Source organism: Streptomyces sp. C36 (genome assembly GCF_040932295.1).
GTDB classification, from domain to species: domain Bacteria; phylum Actinomycetota; class Actinomycetes; order Streptomycetales; family Streptomycetaceae; genus Streptomyces; species Streptomyces triculaminicus.
This window is the reverse complement of the sequence record NZ_JBFQGI010000011.1, coordinates 54141-77916: the sequence shown is the minus strand read 5'-3', so window position 1 is coordinate 77916 and position 23776 is coordinate 54141. Positions and strand designations below refer to the sequence as shown.

General features: G+C 73.2%; 19 protein-coding genes, 1 tRNA gene and 1 pseudogene. 11 read left to right on the top strand and 10 right to left on the bottom strand.

Annotated features, from left to right (window positions below):
• Positions 1-22: 22 nt before the first annotated feature.
• A complete protein-coding gene (locus tag AB4K12_RS28615) occupies positions 23-1798 on the top strand; it encodes a lytic transglycosylase domain-containing protein (protein WP_368437415.1) in 1776 nt (591 codons plus the stop codon).
• A 69-nt stretch (positions 1799-1867) separates the two neighbouring features.
• On the opposite strand, the gene AB4K12_RS28610 is transcribed toward AB4K12_RS28615, so the two are convergent.
• The 3 genes from AB4K12_RS28610 to AB4K12_RS28600 all read right to left on the bottom strand — a co-directional run bounded on the left by AB4K12_RS28610 (position 1868) and on the right by AB4K12_RS28600 (position 6475).
• Positions 1868-2770, bottom strand: coding sequence for a cellulose-binding protein (locus AB4K12_RS28610; protein ID WP_368437414.1), 903 nt, complete (start codon positions 2768-2770; stop codon positions 1868-1870).
• A gap of 163 nt (positions 2771-2933) precedes the next feature.
• Complete coding sequence (locus tag AB4K12_RS28605) at positions 2934-5489, bottom strand: SUKH-4 family immunity protein (protein ID WP_368437413.1); 2556 nt, start codon at positions 5487-5489, stop codon at positions 2934-2936.
• Positions 5490-5497: 8 nt separating this feature from the next.
• A complete protein-coding gene (locus AB4K12_RS28600; RefSeq protein ID WP_362259484.1) occupies positions 5498-6475 on the bottom strand; it encodes an SMI1/KNR4 family protein in 978 nt (325 codons plus the stop codon).
• Between the two features lie 345 nt (positions 6476-6820).
• On the opposite strand from AB4K12_RS28600, the gene AB4K12_RS28595 reads away from it, so the two are divergent.
• On the top strand, positions 6821-7351 hold the full coding sequence (locus AB4K12_RS28595; protein WP_368437412.1) for a YwqJ-related putative deaminase: 531 nt from the start codon (positions 6821-6823) through the stop codon (positions 7349-7351).
• Between the two features lie 9 nt (positions 7352-7360).
• Complete coding sequence (locus AB4K12_RS28590; protein ID WP_368437411.1) at positions 7361-7867, top strand: SUKH-3 domain-containing protein; 507 nt, start codon at positions 7361-7363, stop codon at positions 7865-7867.
• Positions 7868-7900: 33 nt separating this feature from the next.
• On the opposite strand, the gene AB4K12_RS28585 is transcribed toward AB4K12_RS28590, so the two are convergent.
• Positions 7901-9256: a sensor histidine kinase gene (locus AB4K12_RS28585; protein WP_368437409.1), complete on the bottom strand. Its 1356-nt coding sequence runs from the start codon at positions 9254-9256 to the stop codon at positions 7901-7903.
• Positions 9257-9518: 262 nt separating this feature from the next.
• On the opposite strand from AB4K12_RS28585, the gene AB4K12_RS28580 reads away from it, so the two are divergent.
• From AB4K12_RS28580 to pth, 5 genes and pseudogenes are all read left to right on the top strand, one after another.
• A tRNA-Gln gene (locus AB4K12_RS28580) sits at positions 9519-9590 on the top strand.
• Between the two features lie 116 nt (positions 9591-9706).
• Positions 9707-11164: a bifunctional UDP-N-acetylglucosamine diphosphorylase/glucosamine-1-phosphate N-acetyltransferase GlmU gene (gene glmU / locus AB4K12_RS28575; protein ID WP_086572759.1), complete on the top strand. Its 1458-nt coding sequence runs from the start codon at positions 9707-9709 to the stop codon at positions 11162-11164.
• A gap of 73 nt (positions 11165-11237) precedes the next feature.
• On the top strand, positions 11238-12215 hold the full coding sequence (locus tag AB4K12_RS28570; RefSeq protein ID WP_086572754.1) for a ribose-phosphate diphosphokinase: 978 nt from the start codon (positions 11238-11240) through the stop codon (positions 12213-12215).
• Between the two features lie 189 nt (positions 12216-12404).
• Positions 12405-12686 (top strand): annotated as a pseudogene (locus AB4K12_RS28565) (50S ribosomal protein L25); the annotation flags it as partial.
• Between the two features lie 92 nt (positions 12687-12778).
• Entirely contained in the window at positions 12779-13369 is a 591-nt protein-coding gene (pth, locus tag AB4K12_RS28560; protein WP_086572757.1) for an aminoacyl-tRNA hydrolase, read from the top strand.
• A gap of 68 nt (positions 13370-13437) precedes the next feature.
• On the opposite strand, the gene ppc is transcribed toward pth, so the two are convergent.
• Positions 13438-16161, bottom strand: coding sequence for a phosphoenolpyruvate carboxylase (gene ppc, locus AB4K12_RS28555; protein ID WP_368437406.1), 2724 nt, complete (start codon positions 16159-16161; stop codon positions 13438-13440).
• A gap of 231 nt (positions 16162-16392) precedes the next feature.
• Between ppc and AB4K12_RS28550 the strand changes: the two genes are divergently transcribed.
• The 3 genes from AB4K12_RS28550 (at position 16393) to AB4K12_RS28540 (ending at position 18721) form a co-directional block, all read left to right on the top strand.
• Positions 16393-17385, top strand: coding sequence for an acyl-CoA desaturase (locus AB4K12_RS28550; protein WP_368437405.1), 993 nt, complete (start codon positions 16393-16395; stop codon positions 17383-17385).
• The gene (locus tag AB4K12_RS28545) at positions 17382-18080 is read left to right on the top strand and encodes a TetR/AcrR family transcriptional regulator (RefSeq protein ID WP_086572749.1); all 699 of its coding nucleotides are present in this window, start codon (positions 17382-17384) and stop codon (positions 18078-18080) included. Before AB4K12_RS28550 ends, AB4K12_RS28545 begins: the two co-directional genes overlap by 4 nt.
• 143 nt (positions 18081-18223) lie before the next feature.
• Entirely contained in the window at positions 18224-18721 is a 498-nt protein-coding gene (locus AB4K12_RS28540; RefSeq protein ID WP_086572747.1) for a MarR family winged helix-turn-helix transcriptional regulator, read from the top strand.
• Here AB4K12_RS28540 and AB4K12_RS28535 read toward each other — a convergent pair.
• From AB4K12_RS28535 to AB4K12_RS28515, 5 genes are all read right to left on the bottom strand, one after another.
• A complete protein-coding gene (locus tag AB4K12_RS28535; protein ID WP_368437403.1) occupies positions 18680-19471 on the bottom strand; it encodes a LuxR C-terminal-related transcriptional regulator in 792 nt (263 codons plus the stop codon). The genes AB4K12_RS28540 and AB4K12_RS28535 overlap by 42 nt on opposite strands.
• Before the next feature lie 295 nt (positions 19472-19766).
• Entirely contained in the window at positions 19767-20921 is a 1155-nt protein-coding gene (gene galK, locus AB4K12_RS28530; RefSeq protein WP_368437402.1) for a galactokinase, read from the bottom strand.
• Positions 20918-21889: a UDP-glucose 4-epimerase GalE gene (galE, locus tag AB4K12_RS28525; protein WP_368437401.1), complete on the bottom strand. Its 972-nt coding sequence runs from the start codon at positions 21887-21889 to the stop codon at positions 20918-20920. The genes galK and galE overlap by 4 nt, the downstream gene beginning before the upstream one ends.
• Complete coding sequence (gene galT, locus AB4K12_RS28520) at positions 21886-22932, bottom strand: galactose-1-phosphate uridylyltransferase (protein ID WP_368437400.1); 1047 nt, start codon at positions 22930-22932, stop codon at positions 21886-21888. Before galT ends, galE begins: the two co-directional genes overlap by 4 nt.
• Before the next feature lie 80 nt (positions 22933-23012).
• On the bottom strand, positions 23013-23735 hold the full coding sequence (locus AB4K12_RS28515; RefSeq protein WP_368437399.1) for a response regulator transcription factor: 723 nt from the start codon (positions 23733-23735) through the stop codon (positions 23013-23015).
• Positions 23736-23776 lie beyond the last annotated feature (41 nt).

Genomic DNA, 23776 nt, shown 5'->3' with positions numbered 1-23776 from the left:
GTCTCCCGAGGAAGCAGTCTCCGTGAAGATACGTGGTACACGCGCTGCCAGCGTCTCCCGTCAGGGACTGTGCGCTGCTCTGCTCGTCGCCAGCCTTACCACGGCCGCCGTCGGGGCCACTCCGCACAACGCCGCCGACGGCGACCCCTCCCCCGGCAACGACAGCCCGCAGAGCCGCCCGCACGGAACCCCCAACCTCACCCTCCCCGACCTCCGTCCGAAGCCCGGCGCCACGGGCAAGCCCGGCGAGTCCGCGCTGCCGTCCGGCGGCGAGAACTCCGGCATCCCGGCGACCGCACTGGCCGCCTACAAGAACGCCGAGGCCATCGCCAAGGAGAAGTACCCGAGCTGCCACATCCCCTGGCAGCTCGTCGCGGGCATCGGCAAGGTGGAGTCGCAGCACGCGGCCATGGGCGGCCGGCTGAACGCGGACGGGACGACGGAGAGACAGATCCTCGGCCCCCGGCTGACGGGCGGCGAGTTCGCGAAGATCACCGACACCGACGGCGGCCGCTGGGACGGCGACAAGCTCTACGACCGGGCCGTCGGCCCGACCCAGTTCATCCCCGCCACGTGGACGGACTTCGGCGCCGACGGCAACAACGACGGCGTCCAGGACCCCAACAACATCTTCGACGCCGCCGCCGCGACAGCGCGCTACCTGTGCTCCGGCAACAAGGACATGACCCGCGCCGCCGACCTCGACAAGGCGGTGCTGAGCTACAACAACTCCCGCGAGTACGTGAACGCGGTCCTCGCCTGGATGCGCAAGTACTCCGACGGCCAGGTCGGCGTGGTGCCGGACGGCCCGGGTCTGCCGCCCTCCCCGTCGGGCAACGCCCCCTCGGGCACCCAGCCCACCCCCTCGTCCCCGTCGTCCCCCTCGTCCCCGCCCGCAACCCCCGGCGGCGGTTCCACCACGCCCCACAAGCCGGGCAACACCGGTAACACCGGCAACAACGGCGGCAGCAACAAGCCGGCCCCCGAGAAGCCGGGCGGCGGCGAGAAGCCCGGCGGTGGCGGCACCGACAAGCCCACCCCGCCCGCGCCCGCCCCGGTCACCCGCCTCGACCGGGTGAGCGAGCGCAAGCTGGAGGCCACGGCGGGCGAGGACTTCACCGCGCAGCCGCGCGTACGGGCCCTGACCGGCGCCGGAAAGGCCGCCCCGGACGGCACCCGCGTCCGCTTCGAGATCATCGGCGACACCGAGGCCCGCTTCCCCGGCGGTGCCAAGGAGGCCACCGTCCGCGCCAAGGCGGACGGCACCGCCACCGCGCCGACGCTCCACGCCGGCGACTGGCCCGGGCAGTTCACCGTCCGCGCCACCGTCGTGGGCCGCGACGTCGCCCCCGTCGACTTCGACGCGACCGTCAAGAACGCCCCCGCGCCGCGTGCCGACAAGCTCCAGCGCGTCGGCGAGGGAGACCTCAAGGCCGCGCCGAAGGCCACGTTCACGCAGAAGATCCAGATCAAGGCGCTCGGCAAGGACAAGCCGGTGTCCGACACGGCGATCACGGCCACCGTGCTCGACGCCGACGGCAAGCCCCTCACGAAGGCCGGCCCCTACTTCAAGGACAAGGACGGCAAGCCCACCCGCACGCTCGCCCTGCCCAAGACGGACAAGGACGGTCTGGTCACGCTGCCGGAGCTGTTCACCGACGAGCGGACCGGTACCTACACCCTGCGCCTGGCCACCGGCGACGGAACGGTCCTCGTGCTCCAGCTGACCGTCGCGGCCCCCGCGCCGGAGAAGCCCGAGCCGTCGAAGCCGGCGGGCACGCCCACGCCGGCCCAGTAGGTCACGGACGTCCCGCCCGCCCCCGGCGGGCGGGACCACGTGTCTCCCGGCGGCCCGGGACCGGCCGGATCAGTCCGCGGCGCCCGCGTCCTCGACCACCGGCTTGCCCGTCAGCGCCGCCAGGCTGTGCCGCACATGCGCCATGTGCGACTTCAGCTCCTCGCGCCGCTCCTCGTGCTCGCGCAGCACCCGCTCGGTGTCCCGCGCGATCCGCTCCTCCCGCACCCGGGCCTGCGCGATCACCGCGGCGGCCTGCGCCTCGGCGTCCTCCTGCCCGTGCCGCGCCGCCTCCTCGGTGTCGGCGTACCGGCGGCGCGCGTCGCCCAGCGCCGTACGCGCGTACTCCTCGAGCGCCGCCACGCGCGCGTCCATCGCCGCCTCGCGCTCGGCGATCTCACGGCCCGCCGCGTCCCAGCGCTCGGTGTGCTCCTTCTCCTGCTCGGCCAGGACGTGCGTCGTGCGCTGCCGCATCTCCGTCAGCGCCGCCAGCGACTCCTCACGGCGCTTCTTGACCTCCTGGGTCACGGTCGTGCACACGTCGTCGGCGACGGTCTCCGCGGCGAGCAGCGCCTGCCGCGCCCACTCCTCCGCCTCCGCCCGTACCGCCACGGCGTACTCGTGCGCCGCGTCGCGCAGGTTCCGCGCGTGCGCCTGGGAGCTCTCCTGCGCCTCCGCCGCCTCGGCCTCCGAACGCTCCCGCAGGCCCGCGGCCTCCAGTTCGGCCGTCGTCACCAGGCCCTGGGCGCGCGGGCCGAGGGACTCGTACGTCTGTGGAGGCATCTTCGCGACGACCTGCTCCAGGCGCCGTACCTCGTCCTCCATCTCGCGGGCGAGGACGGTCAGCCGCGCCGCCCGTTCCCAGGCGGAGTCGCGCTGACGGGCGAACTCCGCCAGCGTGCGGTCGACCTGCTCAGGCCGGTAACCGCGGCCTCGTACGACAGCGAAACCGTCAGGAGACAGCGATGAACTCATCCTTGTAGCCCCTTATATCCGGAAATCCGGTATGCGACAGGTCCGGCGTACATCATTCCCGTACGAGCGAAGTGCCCTTGCCGCGACACTCCGCGGCGCGGGGTGCCCGCCCCCCGTCCCGGGGTGGGCGCCCCGCGCCGTCCGCGCACGTCTCGGCCGGCCGCTAGAAGAGACCGTCCCACATCTGCTCCAGCAGCACCGCCCACCAGTTCTCCGGCGACGACAGCGCCGCCGGGTCCAGCGCGGCCAGCTGGTCCTGAAAGTCCACGGTCCAGCGCCCGGCCTGCTCCGGCGTCAGCCCGTAGCGCCACCGCCACATCTTGCCGAGCAGCGCCAAAGAGCGCACGAACTGAGGAAGGCTCGTGTTGACGAACTGCGGCGGCGCCGGCTGACCGTCGGGCGACTCCATCGGCACGGCCACGATGTGGGCCGTGCCGTACTGGACGCACAGCTGACGGCCGTAGTCGCTGCCCATGACGAGGTACGAACCGGCGTCCGCCGCCGCCCGCACCCCGCGCTCGGCCGCGAGCTCCGCCAGCGTCGGCACCGGGCGGCCCGGCTGGGCCTGGCCCCAGAAGAACGGCCCGAAGTCGGCCGGAAGCCCCGCCCAGACCAGCGTCTGCGCGACGATGTCCGGCACGCCCTGACGGGAGACGGCCCGCTGGTCGAAGCGGAACACCTGCGGCCCGAAGGCCTCGGCGAGCTCCCGCCCGATCACGTCCGGCCCCACCGGCGGCGCCATCTGGATCTGCTGCGGGTGCGGCAGCGGCACCCGGTTCGGCGCGGGCCGCGCGGGCCCGTCCGCCACCTGGTGCAGCTCGCCCTGGTGCTCCACGAGGTGGCGCACGCCCTGCTGGCGGGTGGCGTGGTCGCGCCCGTAGGCGGCCGTGTGACTGATCCTCACCTGCGGCCACGTCTCGCGGATCATCCGCGCGCAGTAGCCGCCGGGCAGGTCGCACGACTCCAGCTCGGTGTGCAGCTCCAGCACCTGCTGCGGCGGCACGTTCATCGCCCGCAGCTCATGCAGGATCTGCCACTCGGGGTGCGGGGTGCCGGGCGCGCTGCGGCGGATGATCTGCTGCTCGGAACCGTCGTGGGCGCGGTAGCGCAGCACGGCCATGTAGCCGGGCCCGACGGTGGGCAGGCCCGTGGGGGCCTGGGGGTAGCCGTACGCGGGCGCCGGGGCCTGCGGCGGCTGCGGGACCTGGGGCGCGGCGGGCACGCCGGGGGCCTGCGGGGCACCCGGGCCGCCGGGGCTCGCGAGCATCGTCGCCGCCGCGTGCACGGGGCGGGCGCCCTGCGGCGCGGCCGGGACACCGGGTACGCCCGGGGCCTGCGGAGCCTGAGGGGCGTGCGGGGCGGCCGGAGGCTGGCCCGGAGCCGCGGGTGCGCCGGGCGGGGCGGGCGGCACGGGACCGCCGGGGCTCGCCAGCATGGTGGCCGCGGCGTGCGCGCCACCGGTCGCGGGCGGCGCGGCGGGCGCCTGCGGGGTCGCGGGAGCCGCCGGGGCGGCCATGACGGGCTGACCCGACTCGTCCAGCTGCGCGACCATCTGCGTCCGTACGTACCCACCGGCCGGAGCGCCGGGCGCGGCGGCCGGAGCGGCGTTCGGCGCGGCGTTCGGTACGGCGGGGGCGGCAGGCGTCACAGGAGTGGCGGGGGCCACGGGCGGGGTCGCGGGAGCGGCCGGGCCGCCGACCGCCGGGGCGATCGTCGTGCGCGGCAGGGCGCTGCCCTGCGGCATCAGCGCCGTCTTCGCCTCCGGCCGGACGCTCGGCGCCGGGACGTCGTCGACGTCGACGCCCGACAGCGCGGGCGTCAGAACCGTGGCGGGCAGCCCCACCACGTGGTCGTCGCCGTCGTCCCCGGACACGTCGGCACCCGCCCACGGCTCGGCACCGGCCGGCGCCTCCGACGTGTCACCGCCCGAGGGCCACTCCACGGGGGCCTGCGCGGCTTCCGGGCTCGCCGGTGCGTCGGCCGACACGTCGGCGGACGGCTTGGCGAACATGTCGGCACGCTCCTGCGGTTCCGGGACCACCGCGTCGGCGGGCGCCCCGGCTTCCGGCACGTCACCAGGCGTACCAGCCGCCGGATCGGACGCTTCCGCGTCGCCGGCGTCGGTCGCGACGGCGGACGCCGCCCGCTCCGGCGCCTCGGAAACCGGCGCCGGCTCAGGTTCAGGCACAGGCACGGGCTCGGGCTCGGGCTCAGGCGCGGCCACCGGACCGGCGGCCGCGTCGTCCGCACCGGACGCCGCGGCGGCATCCGCCGCGTCCTCGGCCGGGGAAGAGCCGGACGAGGACCCGGACGACGAGGACCCGGACGAGGGCCGCCGGTCCGGGATGCCCATCGCGTCCGCCGCCTCCTGCAGCCACTCCGGCGGGCTCAGCAGGAACGACGTCGCGTTCAGGTCCACCCGCTTCGGCGGCTCCGGCGTCTCGTTCACCGGTTCCTCCACGGCCCCGTACTCCTCCTCGTACCGCCGGATCACCTCGCCGACCGGCAGGGCGGGCCACAGCGTGGTCTCGCCGCTGTCGCGCGCGATGACCATCCGCAGCCGGCCGCCGTCGCCCGTCGGGCCGTCCTCGCGGTCCTCGGCCCAGACCACGAAGCCCAGGTCGAACTCCCTTACGCACACCTCACGCTGGAGATAGGCCGGCACGTCTCCGTTGACCCAGCGCTCCGCGCGCTCCTGCGCCTGCGCGAATGTCACCATGGCGCCGCTCACTCCTCCACCGGGACGGCGTACGCGAATCCGCCGTCCACCATCAGGTTGGCCACCGTCTCCAGCTCCGGCGGTCCACCCGCCAGACGCGACAGGAACGCGTCGAAGTCCTCGCCGCAGGGCAGCAGCAGCCGCTCCACCCGCTCCTGCACGGCCCAGCCGTCACGGTCCCGGGCGTCGTCGTAGGGGCAGAACCACACCGAGCCGATCGCCTCGCCCTTGACCTTCACCGCCAGGACGCCGCCCTGCACGAAGGCCACGCCCAGATAGTCCTTGGTGAAGTGGTCGCGCAGGCACTTGTTGATGTAGACGAGGTCGTTGACCGCGGCGTCGTCGCGCACCGTGAAGAACGGCTGGTCGAGCAGCAGCCCCAGGTCCGCGTCCAGCGCGGCGCCCACCGGGGCGCAGCCGCCGGCCGCCTTCAGGAACGCGCGGTAGGCGCCCGGCAGGCGGTAGCCGAGGTCCTCCTCGACGCCCTGCACCTGCTCCTCCGTCACCGGCAGGTCCCGGGGCGGCAGCGCGAAGTGCACCGGACGGGTCTCCTGCAGCGGGCGCGTGCCGCGCTTGTCCTGGTCGACGGCGGCGGTCGCCAGGCCGCCGTGGTGTCGCAGCAGCGCCTTCACCTCGGCCGGGACCAGCTCCAGCCGGCGCGTCCCCGCGACGTGGTGCCAGGTCCAGCCGTGCGGCGTCGCCACCGGCGACAGGCTCGCCCACAGCTCGTGGCCGGCCGCGTGCTGGGCCGCGTTGGCCGACACGTAGTCGGTCAGCCGCAGCTCGTCGACGCCGAAGCCCTCCGGCGGCTCCGCGATCTCCGCGGCCGCCCGGGCGTACGGCGAGAAGTCCGGGAAACCCCGGTCGTCCACGCGTACGCCCTTGGGATAACGGCCGCGCCGGACCGGGTCCGGGAAGTGCACGACCTGCCCGGCATAGGCCGCGTTCGGTGGCGCGGCTTGCTGCCCGAGCCGACCTGTCGTCATGGCGGAAGCCCCCTGCTGACTGTGTCTCCTACAGGACTACTGAAGACCCGGACATGCGGCGGACGCCGGGAACACTCGTGGGCGACAGCCTATGCGCTGTCGCGGGCGAGGGTCCCGGCCGCCGCCCGGCCCCGCCTCCGCACAGCCCGTGCACACGCTTGCAGATGCGTACGAACCCCCACCAGCCCCTGCCCCGTCACGCACCGCCCCGCGACAACTCGTAACCCCACAGTGATCATTCATCGCAGGAGCACCACGCAAAACAGACCTGGCTTTCACAGCGGCCTCCCCATTTGGCAGTCTGATCCCCGCAACAGGGGGATTGCACGGGAGGGAAGAAGCGTCATGCACACCACTCAGGACCGGCACACCGACAGCGGCACACCCGGCGACCCCCGGCTCACCTGGAGCTCCGCCGACGAGGCCGACCGGCCGCCCGCCCTGCTGCGCCGCCGCGACGGCATCCTGCCGACCGTCGCCGCCGCCCTCTCCGTGCGCGGCGAGACGCTCACCTGCACCGCCGGCAAGTCCGGTCAGCCCCCCAGACTGCATCCCCTCGTCCAGGACTTCCTGGACACCCTCACCATCGAACGGCGCGAACGCTTCACCGGCCGCTGCCCCGAAGCCGTCCTCCTCACCCGCTACCTGACCGCCCACGAGCCCGCCCGCAGCAAACGCGCCTCCCGCAAACCCCTCACCCACAGCGACGCCCGCCGCGCCCTCAAGGGATCCAAACTGACCGCCCGCCACATCCGCGAGGACGGCGATCCCCGCCACGGCGCGTACGCCCCGCCCTGCCGCTCCTGTACGGCCCTCCTCGACCACTTCGGCGTACGGCCCGTCGACCCCGGCGCCCCGTCCCACGGCAGGAACTGACGACCACCGATGCGCGCATTCGACCGCACCGCCGCCACCCGTTTCCCCGTCGCCGTCGACGCCGCCCTGCGCGAGGCCGGCTGGCAACCCGGCCGCTGGGACATCAAGGCCGCCGAGCGCTGGGCCGACGCCCTGCGCGCCCACACCAGCCCCGCCGGGCACCGGCACACCGTCTTCCCCGCGGCCGTCGAGGCCTGGGCCGAGTTCGGCGGACTCCACGTCACCCCGCCCGGACCGGGTCGGCACATCGCCCCCACGCCGTTCCACATCGACCCCCTGCACGGCCTCCACCTCGCCCGTACCGTCGCCGACCTCGGCCGCGCGCTGGGCACCGAGATCTGCCCCCTCGGCCAGGAGCTGGACGGCCAGGCCCTCCTCGCCATCGACGCGCACGGCCGCGTCTACAGCCTGGACCACACCGGGGACTGGTACCTCGGTTCCGACATCGACCACGCCATCGGCGCCCTGGTCACCGGAACCCGGCCCTCCCGCCTCACCGCCCCCGGCCCCGCCTAGGGCACGCCCTGGACCCCGGCCGGCCCCGCCCGGCTAGGGAGTGTCCGGTATCACCGCGGAGACCCGGAAGCCCCCCGCGTCCGTCGGGCCCGACACGAACACACCGCCGAGCGCGGCCACCCGCTCCCGCATCCCGACCAGCCCGTTCCCGCCGCTCGGCAGCCCCGGGCCGGCGTCGGCGCCGGCGTCCGAGGGGCCGTTCTCCACCTGCAGCGCCACCTCGGCCTCCCGGTGCGCCAGCCGCACCAGCGCCTTGGCGCCCGGAGCGTGCTTGTGGACGTTCGTCAGCGCCTCCTGCACCACCCGGTACGCCGTCCGCTCCACCCGCGGCGCGTACGTGCGCTCGTCCCCCATCACCGACAGCTCCACGGCCATGCCGGCGTCCCGCGACTGCCCGACCAGATCCTCCAGCCCGTCCAGGCACGGCCCGCCGTCCCCGGCGTCCGCCGCGCCTTCGGCCGCGGCACCCGCCGCGACCCGCACCCGGGCCGACGCCGCCGTGGCCACCGCGGCCAGCCGTTCCGAGTCCACCGCGCCCTGCGGCCGCGCCGCCCCGTCCGAACCCGAACGCAGCACGCCCAGCATCTCGCGCAGCTCCGTCAGCGCCTGCCGGCCCATGTCCCCGACCAGCGCCGCGTTCCGCGACGCCTTCTCCGGGTCCTTGAGGGCCACCGCCTGCAGCGCCGCCGCGTGCACCACCATCAGCGACACCCGGTGCGCCACCACGTCGTGCATCTCGCGCGCGATCCGCGTCCGCTCCTCGTTGCGGGCCCACACCGCGCGTTCCTCGGCCCGCTCCGCCAGCAGCGACAGCTCCCGCTCCAGTCCGTCCGCGCGCTCCCGCAGGCTCTCCACCAGCCGGCGTCTGGCCCCCACGTACAGCCCCAGCAGCACCGGCGGCGCCGTCAGCCCCAGCGCCATCACCAGCGAGAACACCCACGTCAGCCAGTAACCCGGCTGGTAGCCGTCCTGCGCCATGTCCCGGTGGAACCGCGCGAAGGTCACGATCAGCGTGCCCACCAGGGACGCCCCGGCCAGCACCGCGATGATCCGTCGCGGCACCTCGGACGCCGCCAGCGTGTACATCGACACGATGCCCAGCAGCACGCCCATCTCGGCGGGCAGGATCGCTATCGACACCAGCACCACCGCGACCGGCCACCGCCGCCGCAACAGCAGCGTGGCCCCCGCCGGCAGCCCGACCAGGCCCCCGAGCACTCCCGGCAGCCCCGCCTCCTGGGCGAAGCTCACCCCTTCCAGCGCACACTCCAGGGCCGACACCATGGCCAGCACCGCGTCCAGCACCAGACTCCGCCGGCGCACCCACCACCACGGCCCGACGGGCGCGCCTCGCGCGCCCGCCTCCGCGATTGCCCCCGTTGTGGTCATACCACCCAGACTACGGGCGGGCGCCACCGTATTTCCTGGGCGTGCCACGGCCTGCGGCGGCCTGCGACGCGCCGGACGAGGTCCCGGAAAGGGTGCGCGGGAACGGGGTCCGCGGCTCTCGTGGCCGCCTCTCCGCCCCCTCGTCGCGGGCGTACCGAGAAGCGCCGAGCCGTACCGTCGCATTGAGGGCTGGTGGTACGGCATAGTGGTGGGAGCCAGCTCGACGATCTAGACGATCTGTCCGGTTTGGCAATCTTTGCCATCCCCTGTGGTGTAATTGGCAACACTACGGTTTTTGGTGCCGTCTTTCCAGGTTCGAGTCCTGGCGGGGGAGCTCAAAGTTCGAATATCGGGTCCTGACCTCGCAGGTCAGGACCCGCGCGCGTTTCCCCCCTCTTACGCCCCGGTATCCTGCGGGTGTCCACCCCCTCGAAGCCGAAGGGCACACCCGTGAGCGCCAACCGCCCGGCAGCCGTCGTCGTCCTCGCAGCGGGTGAGGGCACCCGCATGAAGTCGGCGACCCCCAAGGTCCTGCACGCGATCAGCGGCCGCTCCCTCGTCGGGCACGTCGTGGCCGCCGCCCGGGAGCTGGACCCCCAGCACCTCGTCGTCATCGTCGGGCACGCCCGCGAGCAGGTCTCGGCACACCTGGCCGAGATCGACCCGGACGTCCGCACCGCCGTGCAGTACGAGCAGAACGGCACCGGCCACGCCGTGCGCATGGGCCTGGAGGAGCTGTCGGGCAACGGCATCGTCCTCGACGGCACCGTGGTCGTCGTCTGCGGCGACACCCCGCTGCTGACCGGGGAGACCCTGCGGCGCCTGTCGGACACCCACGCCGCCGACGGCAACGCCGTGACCGTGCTCACCGCCGAGGTGCCGGACTCCACCGGCTACGGGCGCATCGTGCGGGACGAGGCGACGGGCGCGGTGACCGCGATCGTCGAGCACAAGGACGCCACGGACGCGCAGCGCGCGATCCGCGAGATCAACTCCGGGGTGTTCGCGTTCGACGCCCAGCTGCTGGCGGACGCGCTGGGCAAGGTGCGTACGGACAACAGCCAGGGCGAGGAGTACCTCACCGACGTACTGGGGATCCTGCGCGAGGCGGGTCACCGGGTGGGCGCGGCCGTGGCCGCCGACCACCGGGAGATCCTGGGCATCAACAACCGGGTCCAGCTGGCGGAGGCCCGTCGGCTGCTCAACGACCGACTGCTGCACGCCGCGATGATGAGCGGTGTGACGGTGGTGGACCCGGCCACGACCTGGGTGGACGTGACGGTGACGTTCGAGCCGGACGCACTGGTGCAGCCGGGCACCCAGCTGCTGGGCGCCACCCACGTGGCGACCGGCGCCGAGGTGGGCCCGAACACCAGGCTGACGGACACCACCGTCGGCGCGGGCGCCCGCGTGGACAACACCGTGGCGGACTCGGCCGTGATCGGCGAGAGCGCCACCGTGGGCCCGTTCGCCTACTTGCGGCCGGGCACGCGCCTGGGCGCGAAGTCGAAGGCCGGCGCCTACGTCGAGATGAAGAACGCCGAGATCGGTGAGGGCACGAAGGTGCCGCACCTGTCGTATGTGGGTGACGCCACGATCGGCGAGTACAGCAACATCGGCGCGGCGAGCGTCTTCGTGAACTACGACGGTGTCAACAAGCACCACACGACGATCGGCTCGCACTGCCGCACCGGATCGGACAACATGTTTGTGGCTCCGGTCACGATCGGGGACGGCGCGTACACCGCCGCCGGCTCCGTCATCACCAAGGATGTGCCCCCGGGTTCGCTCGCTGTCGCTCGTGGCCAGCAGCGGAATATCGAGGGTTGGGTGGCCCGTAAGCGCCCGGGAAGCGCAGCCGCTCAGGCCGCTTCCGCAGCTCGCCGGGAGACCGACGGCGAGCAGTGACCGTGACACCGGCACGCCGTGCGGGGCGTACCGTGATAAGCGCACACAAAGCGACATCCAAGGAGAATGTGCTGTGACCGGGTTCAAGACGACCGGCGAGAAGAAGCTGATGCTCTTCTCCGGCCGCGCCCACCCCGAGCTTGCCGAGGAGGTCGCGCACCAGCTGGGCGTCTCTCTCGTCCCGACCAAGGCATTCGACTTCGCCAACGGCGAGATCTACGTTCGCTTCCAGGAGTCGGCCCGTGGCGCCGACTGCTTCCTGATGCAGAGCCACACTGCTCCGATCAACAAGTGGGTCATGGAGCAGCTGATCATGATCGATGCTCTGAAGCGGGCCTCCGCCCGGAGCATCACCGTGATCCTTCCCTTCTACGGCTACGCCCGTCAGGACAAGAAGCACCGCGGTCGTGAGCCCATCTCCGCCCGCCTCATCGCGGACCTGATGAAGACGGCCGGTGCCGACCGCATCCTGACGGTCGACCTCCACACCGACCAGATCCAGGGCTTCTTCGACGGCCCGGTGGACCACCTGTTCGCGCTGCCGATCCTCGCCGACTACGTCGGCGCCAAGGTCGACCGCGACAAGCTGACCGTCGTCTCCCCCGACGCCGGCCGCGTGCGGGTGGCCGACCGCTGGTGCGACCGTCTGGGCGCGCCGCTGGCGATCGTGCACAAGCGGCGCGACAAGGACGTGGCGAACCAGGTCACCGTTCACGAGGTCGTCGGTGACGTCAAGGGCCGCGTCTGCGTGCTCGTCGACGACATGATCGACACCGGTGGCACCATCTGCGCCGCCGCCGACGCGCTGTTCGCCCATGGTGCGGCGGACGTCATCGTCACGGCCACGCACGGTGTGCTCTCGGGCCCGGCCGCGGACCGCCTGAAGAACTCGAAGGTGAGCGAGTTCGTCTTCACCAACACGCTGCCGACCCCGAACGAGCTCGAGCTCGACAAGATCACGGTGCTCTCCATCGCGCCGACGATCGCCCGCGCGGTGCGCGAGGTGTTCGAGGACGGCTCGGTCACCAGCCTCTTCGACGAGCTGGGCTGAGCGGAGTAACGATCTTTCACTGATCGATTTCTGGACGGCCTCCCCCGCCGGGTAGACTCCTCGAGTTGCTCGGCGAGGGAGGCCGCACCGTTTTCACGGTGCCGGCGGTCCGTTATCGACGCGCTCTTCGTAGCAGGCCTTTCGTGGGCCGGGTAACCGTCCACAACCACTGCTCACGAGGAGTGCACCATGGCTGAGATCCAGCTCACCGCCGCCGTCCGCACCGACTTCGGCAAGGGCGCCGCCCGCCGTATCCGCCGCGCCGACCAGGTTCCCGCCGTCATCTACGGCCACGGCGCCGAGCCGGTCCACGTCTCCCTGCCGGGCCACGAGCTGATGATGGCGCTCAAGAACGCCGGCGTCGAGCTGACCCTGGACATCGAGGGCCGCACCGAGCGCGTCGTCCCCAAGCAGGTCCAGCGCGACCCGCTGAAGGGCTTCCTCGAGCACGTCGACCTGCTGGTCGTCAAGGCCTGATCCTCGGGCTCGCGGGATTTTTCTCTTCGACCGCCGTCCCGCTCCACCGGAGCGGGGCGGCGGTTGGCTATGAAGGAGACATGCAGATGACGGACGACTCGAGTCCCTGGCTGATCGTGGGCCTGGGCAACCCCGGCGGGGAGTACGCCGGCAACCGCCACAACGTCGGCTTCATGGTCGCCGACCTGCTCGCCGAGCGGCTGGGGGCGAAGTTCAAGGCGCACAAGGCGCGGGCGCAGGTGGTCGAGGGCCGGCTGGGCGCGCCGGGTCCGTCGAGCCGCCGGGTGGTGGTCGCCAAGCCGATGTCGTTCATGAATCTGTCGGGTGGCCCGACGGCCGCGCTGCGGGACTTCTACAAGGTGCCGGTGGAGCGGATCGTCGCCGTGCACGACGAGCTGGACATCGACTTCGGGCAGCTGCGGCTGAAGCTGGGCGGTGGCGACAACGGCCACAACGGCCTGAAGTCGATCACGAAGACGATGGGGCCGGACTACTGCCGGGTGCGGTTCGGCATCGGCCGCCCGCCGGGCCGTATGCAGGTCGCGGACTTCGTGCTGAAGGACTTCTCCTCCACCGAGCGCAAGGAGCTGGCGTTCGAGGTGGACCGGGCGGCGGACGCGGTGGAGACGCTGATCGTGGACGGTCTGGAGCGCGCGCAGGGCACGTACAACTCCTGACCGCGGATGCCGGTGCCCCCCTCGCCGCACGGCGAGGGGGGCACCGGTGTGTCCGGGGGTCCGCCGGGTCAGCCGGTGTTGCGCAGGCCGGCGGCGACGCCGTTGACGGTCAGCAGCAGGGCCCGGGCGAGCAGCGGGTCGGGGCTCTCGCCGCGTTCGGCGGCCCGGCGCTGCCGGTCGAGAAGGGTGACCTGCAGGTACGAGATGGGGTCGAGGTAGGCGTCGCGGATGTGGAACGTCTGGCGCAGTACGGGGCTCGCGGCCAGCAGCTCGTCCTCGCCCGTGATGCGCAGCACCTCCCGCACCGTCAGCTCGTGCTCGGCCTTGATCACGTCGAAGACGGGCTTCAGCTCGTCCGGGACCAGCGTGTCCACGTAGTGCTGCGCCACCCGCAGGTCCGTCTTGGCCAGCGTCATCTCGACGTTGGACAGGAAGTTCTGGAAGAAGTGCCAGTGGTCGTGCATCTCGTCCAGGACGGTGTCCAGGCCGGCCTCGCGGGCGGCCTTCAGGCCGGAGCCGACGCCGAACCAGCCGGGGACGATCTGCCGGGACTGGGTCCAGCCGAAGACCCACGGGATGGCCCGCAGCCCGTCGAGGCCAGCGCCGGAGTCGGGGCGGCGGGAGGGGCGGGAGCCCAGGTGCAGCTCGGCGAGCTGGTCGACCGGGGTGGAGGCGAAGAAGTAGGCCGGCAGGTCCGGGTCCTCGACCAGGCGCCGGTAGGCGCGGTGGGCGGCGTCGGAGACGGTGTCCATGGCCGCGTCCCAGCGGGCGAGGGCCTCGTCGGACTGGCGGGGCGCGGTGTGCAGGGCGGAGGCCTGCAGCGTCGCGGCGACGGTCAGCTCGAGGTTCTCCCGGGCGAGGGCCGGCAGGAGGTACTTGTCGGAGATGACCTCGCCCTGCTCGGTCACCTTGATCTCGCCCTCGAGGGTGCCCCAGGGCTGGGCGAGGATCGCGTCGTGGGTGGGGCCGCCGCCGCGGCCGACGGTGCCGCCGCGGCCATGGAAGAGGCGCAGGCGTACGCCGTAGCGGTGGGCGACGTCGCGCAGCCGGCGCTGGGCGCGGTGGATCTCCCACTGGGAGGTGGTGATGCCGCCGAACTTGGAGGAGTCGGAGTAGCCGAGCATGACCTCCTGCACGTCGCCGCGCAGGGCCACCAGGCGCCGGTAGGAGGGGTCGGCGAGCATCTCGTCGAGGATGCGGTCGGCTTCCTTGAGCTCGTCGGTGGTCTCCAGCAGCGGCACGATGCCGATCTTCGCCCAGCCGGCGTGCAGGTCGACGAGTCCGGCCTCGCGGGCCAGGACGGCGGCGGCGAAGACGTCGTCGGCACCCTGGCACATCGAGATGATGTACGACTCGACGACCTCGGGGCCGAAGGTCTGCAGCGCCTCGCGCACGGTGTGGAAGACCCCGAGGGTCTTGGCGCCGGCCGCGTCGAGGGGGGCCGGGCTGGGGGCGAGGGGGCGCCGTGAGCGCAGCTCCTTGGCCAGCAGCTTGCGGCGGTATTCGCGGGGCATGTCGGCGTAGCGCCAGGACTCCTCGCCGAGGCGGTCGAAGAGCTGGCCGAGGGCGTGGTGGTGGGCGTCGGCGTGCTCGCGGACGTCCATGGTGGCCAGGTGGAGGCCGAAGGCGGCCAGGGTGCGGATGGCGCGCTCGAGGCGGCCGTCGGCGATGAGCCGGCCGCGGTGGGCGCGCAGGGAGTCCTGGATGAGCTGGAGGTCGGCGAGGAGCTCGCCGGTGCCGAGGTAGTCGCGGCCCTCCTGGTGGGGGGTGTTGCGGGCGAGGCGCTCGCGGGTGTTGACGAGCTTCTGCCGGACGCAGGTGGCCTTGAGCCGGTAGGGCTCCTCGGCGTTCAGCCGCTTGTAGCGGGGGCTGATCTCGGGGAGCAGCTCGAGGTCGCGCTGCAGGGAGGTGAGGAGCTCCTCCGTGGCGCCGCTGTTGCGGATGGAGTTGGAGAGGGCGCCGCGCAGGTCGTCGACGAGCTCGACGGCGTCGGTGATGCCGTGCTCGTGCTGCAGTATCAGCACGTCCCAGGTGACGTCGGGGGTGACGTTGGGGTTGCCGTCGCGGTCGCCGCCGATCCAGGTGCCGAAGGTGAGCGGGCGGGTGGTGGCGGGCAGGGCGACGCCGGCCCGGTCGAGCTCGGCGGCGAGGTCCTCCAGGACGTCGCCGACGGCGCTCGCGTGGAGCTCGTCGAGGTAGTAGATGGCGTTGCGGGCCTCGTCCGTGGGCTCGGGGCGGGCCACGCGCAGCTCGTCGGTCTGCCAGAGCAGGTCGATGTTCTCGGCCAGGCGGAGGTCGGTGCGGCGCTTCTCGCCGGTGCCGGCGTCGGTGGCGTCGAGGAGCTCGGCGATGCGGCGGAGCTTGTTGAGGACGCTGCGCCGGGCGGCCTCGGTGGGGTGCGCGGTGAAGACGGGACGTACGCCGAGGTGCTCGACGGTGGCCCGCAGGTGCTCGGGGTCGGCGTCCTTGAGCTGGTCGGCGGTGCGGGCGAGGATCGAGCCCTCGGCCTCGCGGCGGGCGCGCAGCTCGCGGCCTCGGTGCACCTGCTCGGTGACGTTGGCCAGGTGGAAGTAGGTGGAGAAGGCCCGCACGAGCTTGGCGGCGGTCTCCGGGTCGGTGGCGCTGAGGAGCTCGGCGGCGGACTCGCCGTCCGTACGGGTCAGGGCGCGCACACGCTCGACGAGGTCGAGAAGCTCGTCACCCTCCTGGCGGACCAGCGTTTCGCCCAGAAGATCCCCGAGGCGGCGGATGTCGGCGCGCAGGGCGGCGTTGGTGTTGTCGGCACTGCTCACAGGTGCGGCTCCTTGCGGTGTTTCCGAGCACGTCTGGAGGGGTGGCGGACCGCGCTGTCCGACGCCCCCAGCATAGGTCTCCGCACGACGCGCGGTTGGCCACGGCCTCTTGCCCCGGCGCCGAGCCCTGCCATACTTACGAAGCCGTAGGTTACGGAACCGTAGCCAGAGATCGCGGTCAGAGATCGCGGTCGGAGACCGTGGCCAAGCCCCGACCCCCTGAGGGAACCCATGACTGCAAGCCCCGACGTGATCGAGAACGCGCCGCAGGCCCAGGAGAGTGCACTGCCGTCCGCCACGCTCGGAGGTGAGCAACGCCGGTCGGTCGAGCAGATCACCCTGCTGGCGTTCATCGTCGTTCCGTTCGTCGCGTTGCTCGCCGCAGTGCCGCTGGCCTGGGGCTGGGGGGTGAGCTGGCTGGATCTGGGGCTGATGGTGGCGATGTACTACATCGGCTGCCACGGCATCACGATCGGCTTCCACCGCTACTTCACCCATGGCTCCTTCAAGGCGAAGCGGCCGCTGCGGATCGCCCTGGCGGTCATGGGCTCGCTGGCGGTCGAGGGACCGGTGGTGCGCTGGGTGGCCGATCACCGCAGGCACCACAAGTTCTCCGACGCCGAGGGCGACCCGCACTCCCCCTGGCGCTACGGCGAGACCGTGCCGGCGCTGATGAAGGGCCTGTGGTGGGCGCACGTCGGCTGGATGTTCGACCAGGAGCAGACCCCGCAGCAGAAGTACGCCCCGGACCTGATCAAGGATCCGGTCGTTCGGACGATCTCGCGGCAGTTCGTGCTGTGGACGACGGTCTCGCTGCTGACCCCGCCGCTGGTGGGCGGCCTGGTCACCTGGTCGTGGCAGGGGGCACTGACGGCGTTCTTCTGGGGGTCGCTGGTCCGGGTGGCGCTGCTGCACCATGTGACGTGGTCGATCAACTCGATCTGCCACGCGGTGGGCAAGCGCCCGTTCAAGTCGCGGGACCGCTCGGGCAACGTCTGGTGGCTGGCCGTGCTCTCGTGCGGCGAGTCCTGGCACAACCTGCACCACGCCGACCCCACGTCGGCGCGGCACGGTGTGCTCAAGGGGCAGCTGGATTCCAGCGCCCGTATCATCCGCTGGTTCGAGAAGGCGGGCTGGGCGTACGACGTGCGCTGGCCGGACGCGGGCCGTATCGAGTCGAAGCGGAATTCCCAGGGGAAGGAAGATGCCGTTCACGCGGCATGATTGACAGCGTGGCGATCGACAGCAATACCACCAGTGACAAGGACCTGCCCGCGGCTCCGGCGCCCCGGCGCGCCCGGCCCCGCCGGGTGCGGATGACCGGCGCGGAGCGCCGCGAGCAACTGCTGGACATCGGTCGCACGCTCTTCGCCGAGCGGGGGTTCGAGGGGACGTCGGTGGAGGAGATCGCGGCGAAGGCCGGGGTCTCCAAGCCGGTGGTCTACGAACACTTCGGCGGCAAGGAGGGGCTGTACGCGGTGGTCGTGGACCGCGAGATGCGGCAGCTGCTCGACATGGTGACGGGGGCGTTGACCGCCGGCCATCCCCGGGAGCTTCTGGAGCAGGCGGCGTTCGCGCTGCTGGACTACATCGAGAAGTCCACGGACGGCTTCCGCATCCTGGTCCGCGATTCGCCGGTGGCGCAGTCGACGGGCACGTTCGCGTCCCTGATCAGCGACATCGCCACCCAGGTCGAGGACATCCTGGGCCTGGAGTTCAAGGCCCGCGGCTTCGACCCGAAGCTGGCACCGCTGTACGCGCAGGCGCTGGTGGGCATGGTGGCGCTGACGGGCCAGTGGTGGCTGGACGTCCGCAAGCCGAAGAAGGCGGAGGTCGCGGCCCACCTGGTGAACCTGGCCTGGCACGGCCTGGACGGGCTGGAGGCCAAGCCGCGGCTGGTGGGCCACCGCAAGAACTGACGGCTGTTACGCAGGGGGGCGGTGCGCGCGCCAGGGCGCACCGCGCCCTTCAGGGGCGCGCGCTCGCCTCGGCGATGACACCGGCCACGCGAGTGTCTTGACATCAAGAGACTTCATGTCGACAGACCAACTACACTGATCCCATGGAGGACGAGGTCGATCGGCTGGTCGCGGCGTGGCGCCGAGAGCGCCCCGACCTCGACGTGGAACCACTCGAGGTGCTCAGCCGGGTCAGCAGGCTCGCCCGCCACCTCGACCGGGCCCGGCGGCTGGCGTTCGCCGAGCACGAGCTCGAGCCGTGGGAGTTCGACGTGCTCACCGCGCTCCGCCGTGCCGGGGCGCCCTACCAGCTCTCCCCCGGGCAGCTGCTGACCCAGACCCTGGTCACCTCCGGCACCATGACCAACCGCATCGACAGGCTCGCCAAGAAGGGCCTGGTCCAGCGCGAGCCCGACCCCAGCGACCGGCGCGGCGTGCTCGTCCGGCTGACCACCGAGGGCCAGGACCGCGCCGATCAGGCGCTCGCCGGGCTGCTCGCCCAGGAGCGGGCGATCCTCGCCGAGCTGTCCTCCGCACAGCGCGGCGAACTGGCCGGTCTGCTACGCCAGTTGACCGCCCCGTTCGACAACGTCCCCGGCTAGGTCCACCGGCCCCACCCCGGCCCGCCGTGCCAGCGCGACGGCGGCCAGCGTGGAGTGCACCCCGAGCTTCCCCAGCACGTTCTGCATGTGCGTCCGCACGGTGTGCGGGGAGAGGTAGAGGCGCTCGGCGACGGCCTTGCGGCCCAGGCCCGCCACCATGCAGCGCAGCACCTCGCGCTCGCGCGGGGTCAGCGACTCCACCAGCCGCTCGCTCTCGGTGCGGTGCTTGCGCGCGGCCGTCAGCTCCCGCAGCACGCCCGTCAGCAGGGCGGGCGGCAGATGCGTCTCGTCCCGCAGCACGCCCCGTATCACCGCGAGCAGCCGCGAGAGCGAGCAGTCCTTCGCGACCCAGCCCCCGGCGCCCGCCTGCAGCGCTCCCGCCGCGCGGCGGGGGTCGTCGCGCTCGGCCAGCACCACCGTGCGTACGCCCGGGTGGCCCGTGCGCACCCGCGCCACCAGCGAGATGCCGTCCACCACACCTTCGGCCTGCCCGGGGCCGTCCACCGCTCCCGGCGCCCTCAGCTGACCCGGCGGCTGTGCGCCGTCCGGGCCCACGGTGCCGAGGTCGGCGTCGATCAGCAGGACGTCGAAGCGCCGCCCTTCGCCCGCCGCGCGCTCGAGCGCGCGCAGGGCCGCCGGCCCGCTGCCGGCCGCCGAGACGTCCACGTCCTGCTCGGCCGCGAGGGCGGCGGCGAGCGACTCGGCGAAGATGCGGTGGTCGTCGACCACCAGTACCCGAATACGTGCCACAACCACCCCCATATCCCGGAAAGCGAGGGCAGTGCGGGTACGGCGCCCGATCCGGAGCCGCCGCCAACGCGCGCACGGCCGCCGCCGTGCCCTGACAACCACCCCGCCCCGGGCGTCGTACCTGCCTGTCTCGCCCCCTGATCAGCGTCGGCCCCCACCGACGCTGTGCATCAGGGTACGGCCGGGGTCCGGCGACGGAAGGCGATTGGCAAAACTGCTTGACCCCGGTGTTTATCGTGAGCTTTATGTTCAGTATTGGGGCGGTGAACGACTCGGAACGACGGCATGCCGAACATCAGCCCACCCGTCGGGCGCCCTCCCCCGGCACCACCGCGAAGATCCGCGGCGGGCGGTAACCGGCGGCCTCGAAGGCGTCGGCGACGGCTCGCCGGACCGCCCCGTCGTCCGCCTCCTCGGCCAGCACAAGCGCCGAGCCCCCGAACCCCGCCCCGGTCATCCGGGCCCCCAGCGCGCCCGCCCCGCACGCCGCCGCGACCACCAGGTCCAGCTCCGGGCACGAGACGCCGAAGTCGTCGCGCAGCGACGCGTGACCCGCGGTCAGCAACGGCCCGGCCGCCCTCGGGTCGCCCGCCTCCAGCAGCGCCGCCACGGCGCCGACGCGGTGGTTCTCGCCGACCACGTGCCGCACGAGCGGCAGCAGGCCCGGATCGTCGCGCAGCGCGTCGAGGGCGGCGGGCAGATGCGCGTACGGCACATCGCGCAGGGCGCGCACGCCGAGCGCCCGCGCGGCCGCCGCGCAGCCCGCGCGCCGCCGCGCGTACTCGCCGTCGCCGAGGGCGTGGGCGACCCGTGTGTCGACGACCAGCAGCCGCAGGCCGTGGGCCGCCGGGTCGAAGGGGATCTGCCGCCATGTCAGGTGGCGGGTGTCGAGGTGCAGCGCGTGGCCCGCGACGCAGCACGCGGCGGCCGTCTGGTCCATGGCGCCGCAGGGGACGCCCACGAAGGCGTTCTCCGCGCGCCGCGCCAGCCGGGCGAGCCCGGGCGGGTCCATGCGGGGCCCGTACAGCCCGTCCAGCGCGAGGGCCGTGGCGACCTCCAGCGCCGCCGAGGACGACAGCCCGGCCCCGGCCGGCACGTCGCTCTCCACGTGCAGGTCCGCGCCTCCGGCCGGGTGCCCCGCCGCGCGCAGCGCCCACAGGACGCCGGCCGGGTAGGCGGCCCAGCCGCCCACCGTGCCGGGCGCGAGCCGGTCCGCGCGCAGCTCGACGACTCCGCCGCCGACCGCCGCCGAGTGCAGCCGCAGCAGCCCGTCCCGGCGCCGGCGGGCGGCCACCCAGGTCAGGTGCGGCAGCGCGAAGGGCAGCACGAAGCCGTCGCTGACGTCGGTGTACTCGCCGATGAGGTTGACCCGGCCGGGCGCCGCCCACACGCCCTCGCACGGGGCGCCATGGACCGCTTTGAAGGCCTCGGCGGCCCGCCGGGCGCTCACCGGCCTCCCCGGGTCCGCCGGGCGAACTCCCAGGCGTCCGCGACGATCCCGGACAGGTCCCGGCGCTCGGGCCGCCAGCCCAGGAGTTCGTGGGCCCGTTCGGCGGAGGCGACCAGCACGGCCGGGTCGCCGGCCCGGCGCGGGGCGGGGGTCTCGGGGATGGGGTGGCCGGTGACCGCGCGGGCGGTCCGGATGACCTCGCGGACGGAGAAGCCGTCGCCGTTGCCGAGGTTACAGATCAGGTGGTCGCCGGGGCGGGCGGCGCCGAGGGCGAGCAGGTGGGCCTCGGCGAGGTCGGCGACATGGATGTAGTCGCGTACGCAGGTGCCGTCGGGGGTGGGGTAGTCGTCGCCGTAGACGGAGACCGCGTCCCGCTCGCCGAGGGCGACCTGCAGGACGATCGGGATCAGGTGCGACTCGGGGTCGTGCCGCTCGCCGTGCCGGCCGTAGGCGCCCGCGACGTTGAAGTAGCGCAGCGAGACGGCGGCCAGGCCGTGGGCCGCGCACTGGTCGCCGATCATGTGGTCGACGGCGAGCTTGGTGGCGCCGTAGGGGTTGGTGGGGCGGGCGGGGGCGTCCTCGGTGAGGGGGACAGCGTCCGGCTCGCCGTAGGTGGCGGCCGTGGAGGAGAAGACGAGCGTCCGCACGCCCGCCTCCCGCATGGCGGCGAGCAGCTCGAGCGTGCCGCCGACGTTGTTGCGCCAGTACTCCTCGGGCCGCGCCACGGACTCCCCCACCTGCGAGAACGCGGCGAAGTGCAGGACAGCGTCGTAGGAGCCGTCCAGGTGGCGTGCGGCGTCCTGGACGCGCCCCTCGATGAAGCGCGCGCCCTCGGGAACGGCGGCCCGGTGACCGGTGGAGAGGTCGTCGAGCACCGTCACGGTGTGACCGGCCTCCAGCAGACGCGCCGCGACGACGCCGCCGATATAGCCCGCACCACCCGTGACCAGGCAGTTCATGCCGTTCATTCGCTCGCTACCTCTCGCAGTCGCAGCGCCGCGGCCTCGGGCGGCACATCGTTGATGAACACGTTCATGCCGGATTCCGAACCCGCGAGGAACTTCAGCTTTCCGGGAGCGCGGCGAATGGTGAAAAGCTCGAGGTGAAGGGCGAATTCACTCCTGTGGGGGTGGTGGAACGGCGCCTGGTGCCAGGCGGCGATGTACGGCGTGGGGGGCTCTCCGGGGCCGAAGATCCGGTCGAAGCGGCGCAGCAGCTCCAGGTGGATCCGGGGGAGCTCGGCGCGCGCCGGGTCGTCGAGGGCGAGCAGGTCGGGCACCCGGCGGCGCGGGTGGAGGTGGACCTCGTAGGGCCAGCGGGCGGCGTAGGGCACGAAGGCCGTCCAGTGCGCGCCGGCGAGGACGACGCGGCGGCCGTCGGCGAGTTCGCCGGCCACGGTGTCGTCGAAGAGGTTCCGCCCGCCGGTGCGGGCGTGGTGGGCGGCGACCGAGGCGAGGACGCGCTCGGTGCGCGGGGTGACGAAGGGGTAGGCGTAGATCTGGCCGTGCGGGTGGCCGAGGGTCACGCCGATCTCCGGGCCGCGGTTCTCGAAGCAGAAGACCTGCTCGACGCCGGCCCGCGCGCCCAGTTCGGCGGTCCGGTCGGTCAGGGCGGCGAGGACGAGCGCGGCCCGGTCCTCGTCGAGGTCCGCGAAGCGGGTGTGGTGGTCGTCGGTGAAGCAGACGACCTCGCAGCGGCCGGCGTCGCCGGCCAGGGAGGGGAAACGATTCTCGAAGACGGCGACCTCGTAGTCGGCGGCGGGGATCTCGGTGGGCCGCCCGGGCCGGGAGGGGCACAGCGGGCACCGGTCGGGCGGCGGGTGGTACGTCCGCGCCTGGCGGTGGGAGGCGATGACGACGTCGTCGCCGAGCAGCGGGTCGCGGCGGACCTCGGTCGTCGAGCGGGACGGCCGTGCCGGCCGCGGGTCGGCGGCGTCGCGCACGGCGTCGTCGCGGGAGTCGTAGTAGAGCAGCTCACGACCGTCCGCGAGCCGGGTCGCCGTCTTCTTCACGCCGCCTCCTCATACACCACCACTCAGAAGCGAACACAAAGAATCACGACCGGACAACCCGGTCAACGGTGCGTGCGGGGCTACGGCGTCCCCGGAACGCCGCGCGGCGGCGCCTGCGTCGGGATCCGGCCCCCGCCGCCGCTTGTGGCCCGGTCCAGCAGGCCCGTGCGGGCGGCCAGGGCCGCCGCCTCCAGGCGGGAGCCCACCCCGAGCTTCATCAGGACGCGCTGGACGTGCGTACGGGCCGTGCTGGGCGCTATCCCCATGCCCGCGGCGATCAGGCGGGTGTCCTCGCCCTCGGCGACCCGCACCAGCACCTCGACCTCACGCGGGGTCAGCAGCTGCAGCAGCCGGGCGCCCTCGTCGTCGGGCTGGGCGGCGGGGTTGAGCAGCTCGGCGAAGGAGCCCTGCAGCAGCTGGGGGTCGACCGCGGCCTCGCCCGCCCGGGCCTTCATCATGGCGCGCTCGACGCCCTCGATGCGTTCGTTGTGCCGTACGTAGCCGGAGGCGCCGGCGGCGAAGGCGGCCGCGATGCCCAGCGGGCTCGGCACCGGCCCCAGCACGACGACCGCGACCTGCGGCCGCTCGCGCTTGATGCGTACGACCGGGTCGAAGGCGCCCGGCTCGGCCGGGGCCGCGGTGCCCAGCAGGCAGACCTCGGGGGCCCGGCTGATGACCAGGTCGGCCGCTCCGGCGCTGGGCGCGGCCGCGGCCAGCACGCGGTGGCCGCGCAACTTCAGTGCCGAGGCGAGGGCCTCGGCCAGCAGACGATGGTCGTCGACCACCATGAGCCGCACGCCCATGCGTTTCCCCCCTGTCGCCCGCTGCCGCCCTCTGCCCGCCC

Bases quoted from the DNA above. Each gene is read 5' to 3' on its own strand.
- AB4K12_RS28610 (WP_368437414.1), bottom strand. From the start codon at position 2,770: ATGAGTTCATCGCTGTCTCCTGACGGTTTCGCTGTCGTACGAGGCCGC.
- AB4K12_RS28605 (WP_368437413.1), bottom strand. From the start codon at position 5,489: ATGGTGACATTCGCGCAGGCGCAGGAGCGCGCGGAGCGCTGGGTCAAC.
- AB4K12_RS28600 (WP_362259484.1), bottom strand. From the start codon at position 6,475: ATGACGACAGGTCGGCTCGGGCAGCAAGCCGCGCCACCGAACGCGGCC.
- AB4K12_RS28595 (WP_368437412.1), top strand. From the start codon at position 6,821: ATGCACACCACTCAGGACCGGCACACCGACAGCGGCACACCCGGCGAC.
- AB4K12_RS28590 (WP_368437411.1), top strand. From the start codon at position 7,361: ATGCGCGCATTCGACCGCACCGCCGCCACCCGTTTCCCCGTCGCCGTC.
- AB4K12_RS28585 (WP_368437409.1), bottom strand. From the start codon at position 9,256: ATGACCACAACGGGGGCAATCGCGGAGGCGGGCGCGCGAGGCGCGCCC.
- pth (WP_086572757.1), top strand. From the start codon at position 12,779: ATGACGGACGACTCGAGTCCCTGGCTGATCGTGGGCCTGGGCAACCCC.
- AB4K12_RS28550 (WP_368437405.1), top strand. From the start codon at position 16,393: ATGACTGCAAGCCCCGACGTGATCGAGAACGCGCCGCAGGCCCAGGAG.
- AB4K12_RS28545 (WP_086572749.1), top strand. From the start codon at position 17,382: ATGATTGACAGCGTGGCGATCGACAGCAATACCACCAGTGACAAGGAC.
- AB4K12_RS28540 (WP_086572747.1), top strand. From the start codon at position 18,224: ATGGAGGACGAGGTCGATCGGCTGGTCGCGGCGTGGCGCCGAGAGCGC.
- galE (WP_368437401.1), bottom strand. From the start codon at position 21,889: ATGAACGGCATGAACTGCCTGGTCACGGGTGGTGCGGGCTATATCGGC.
- AB4K12_RS28515 (WP_368437399.1), bottom strand. From the start codon at position 23,735: ATGGGCGTGCGGCTCATGGTGGTCGACGACCATCGTCTGCTGGCCGAG.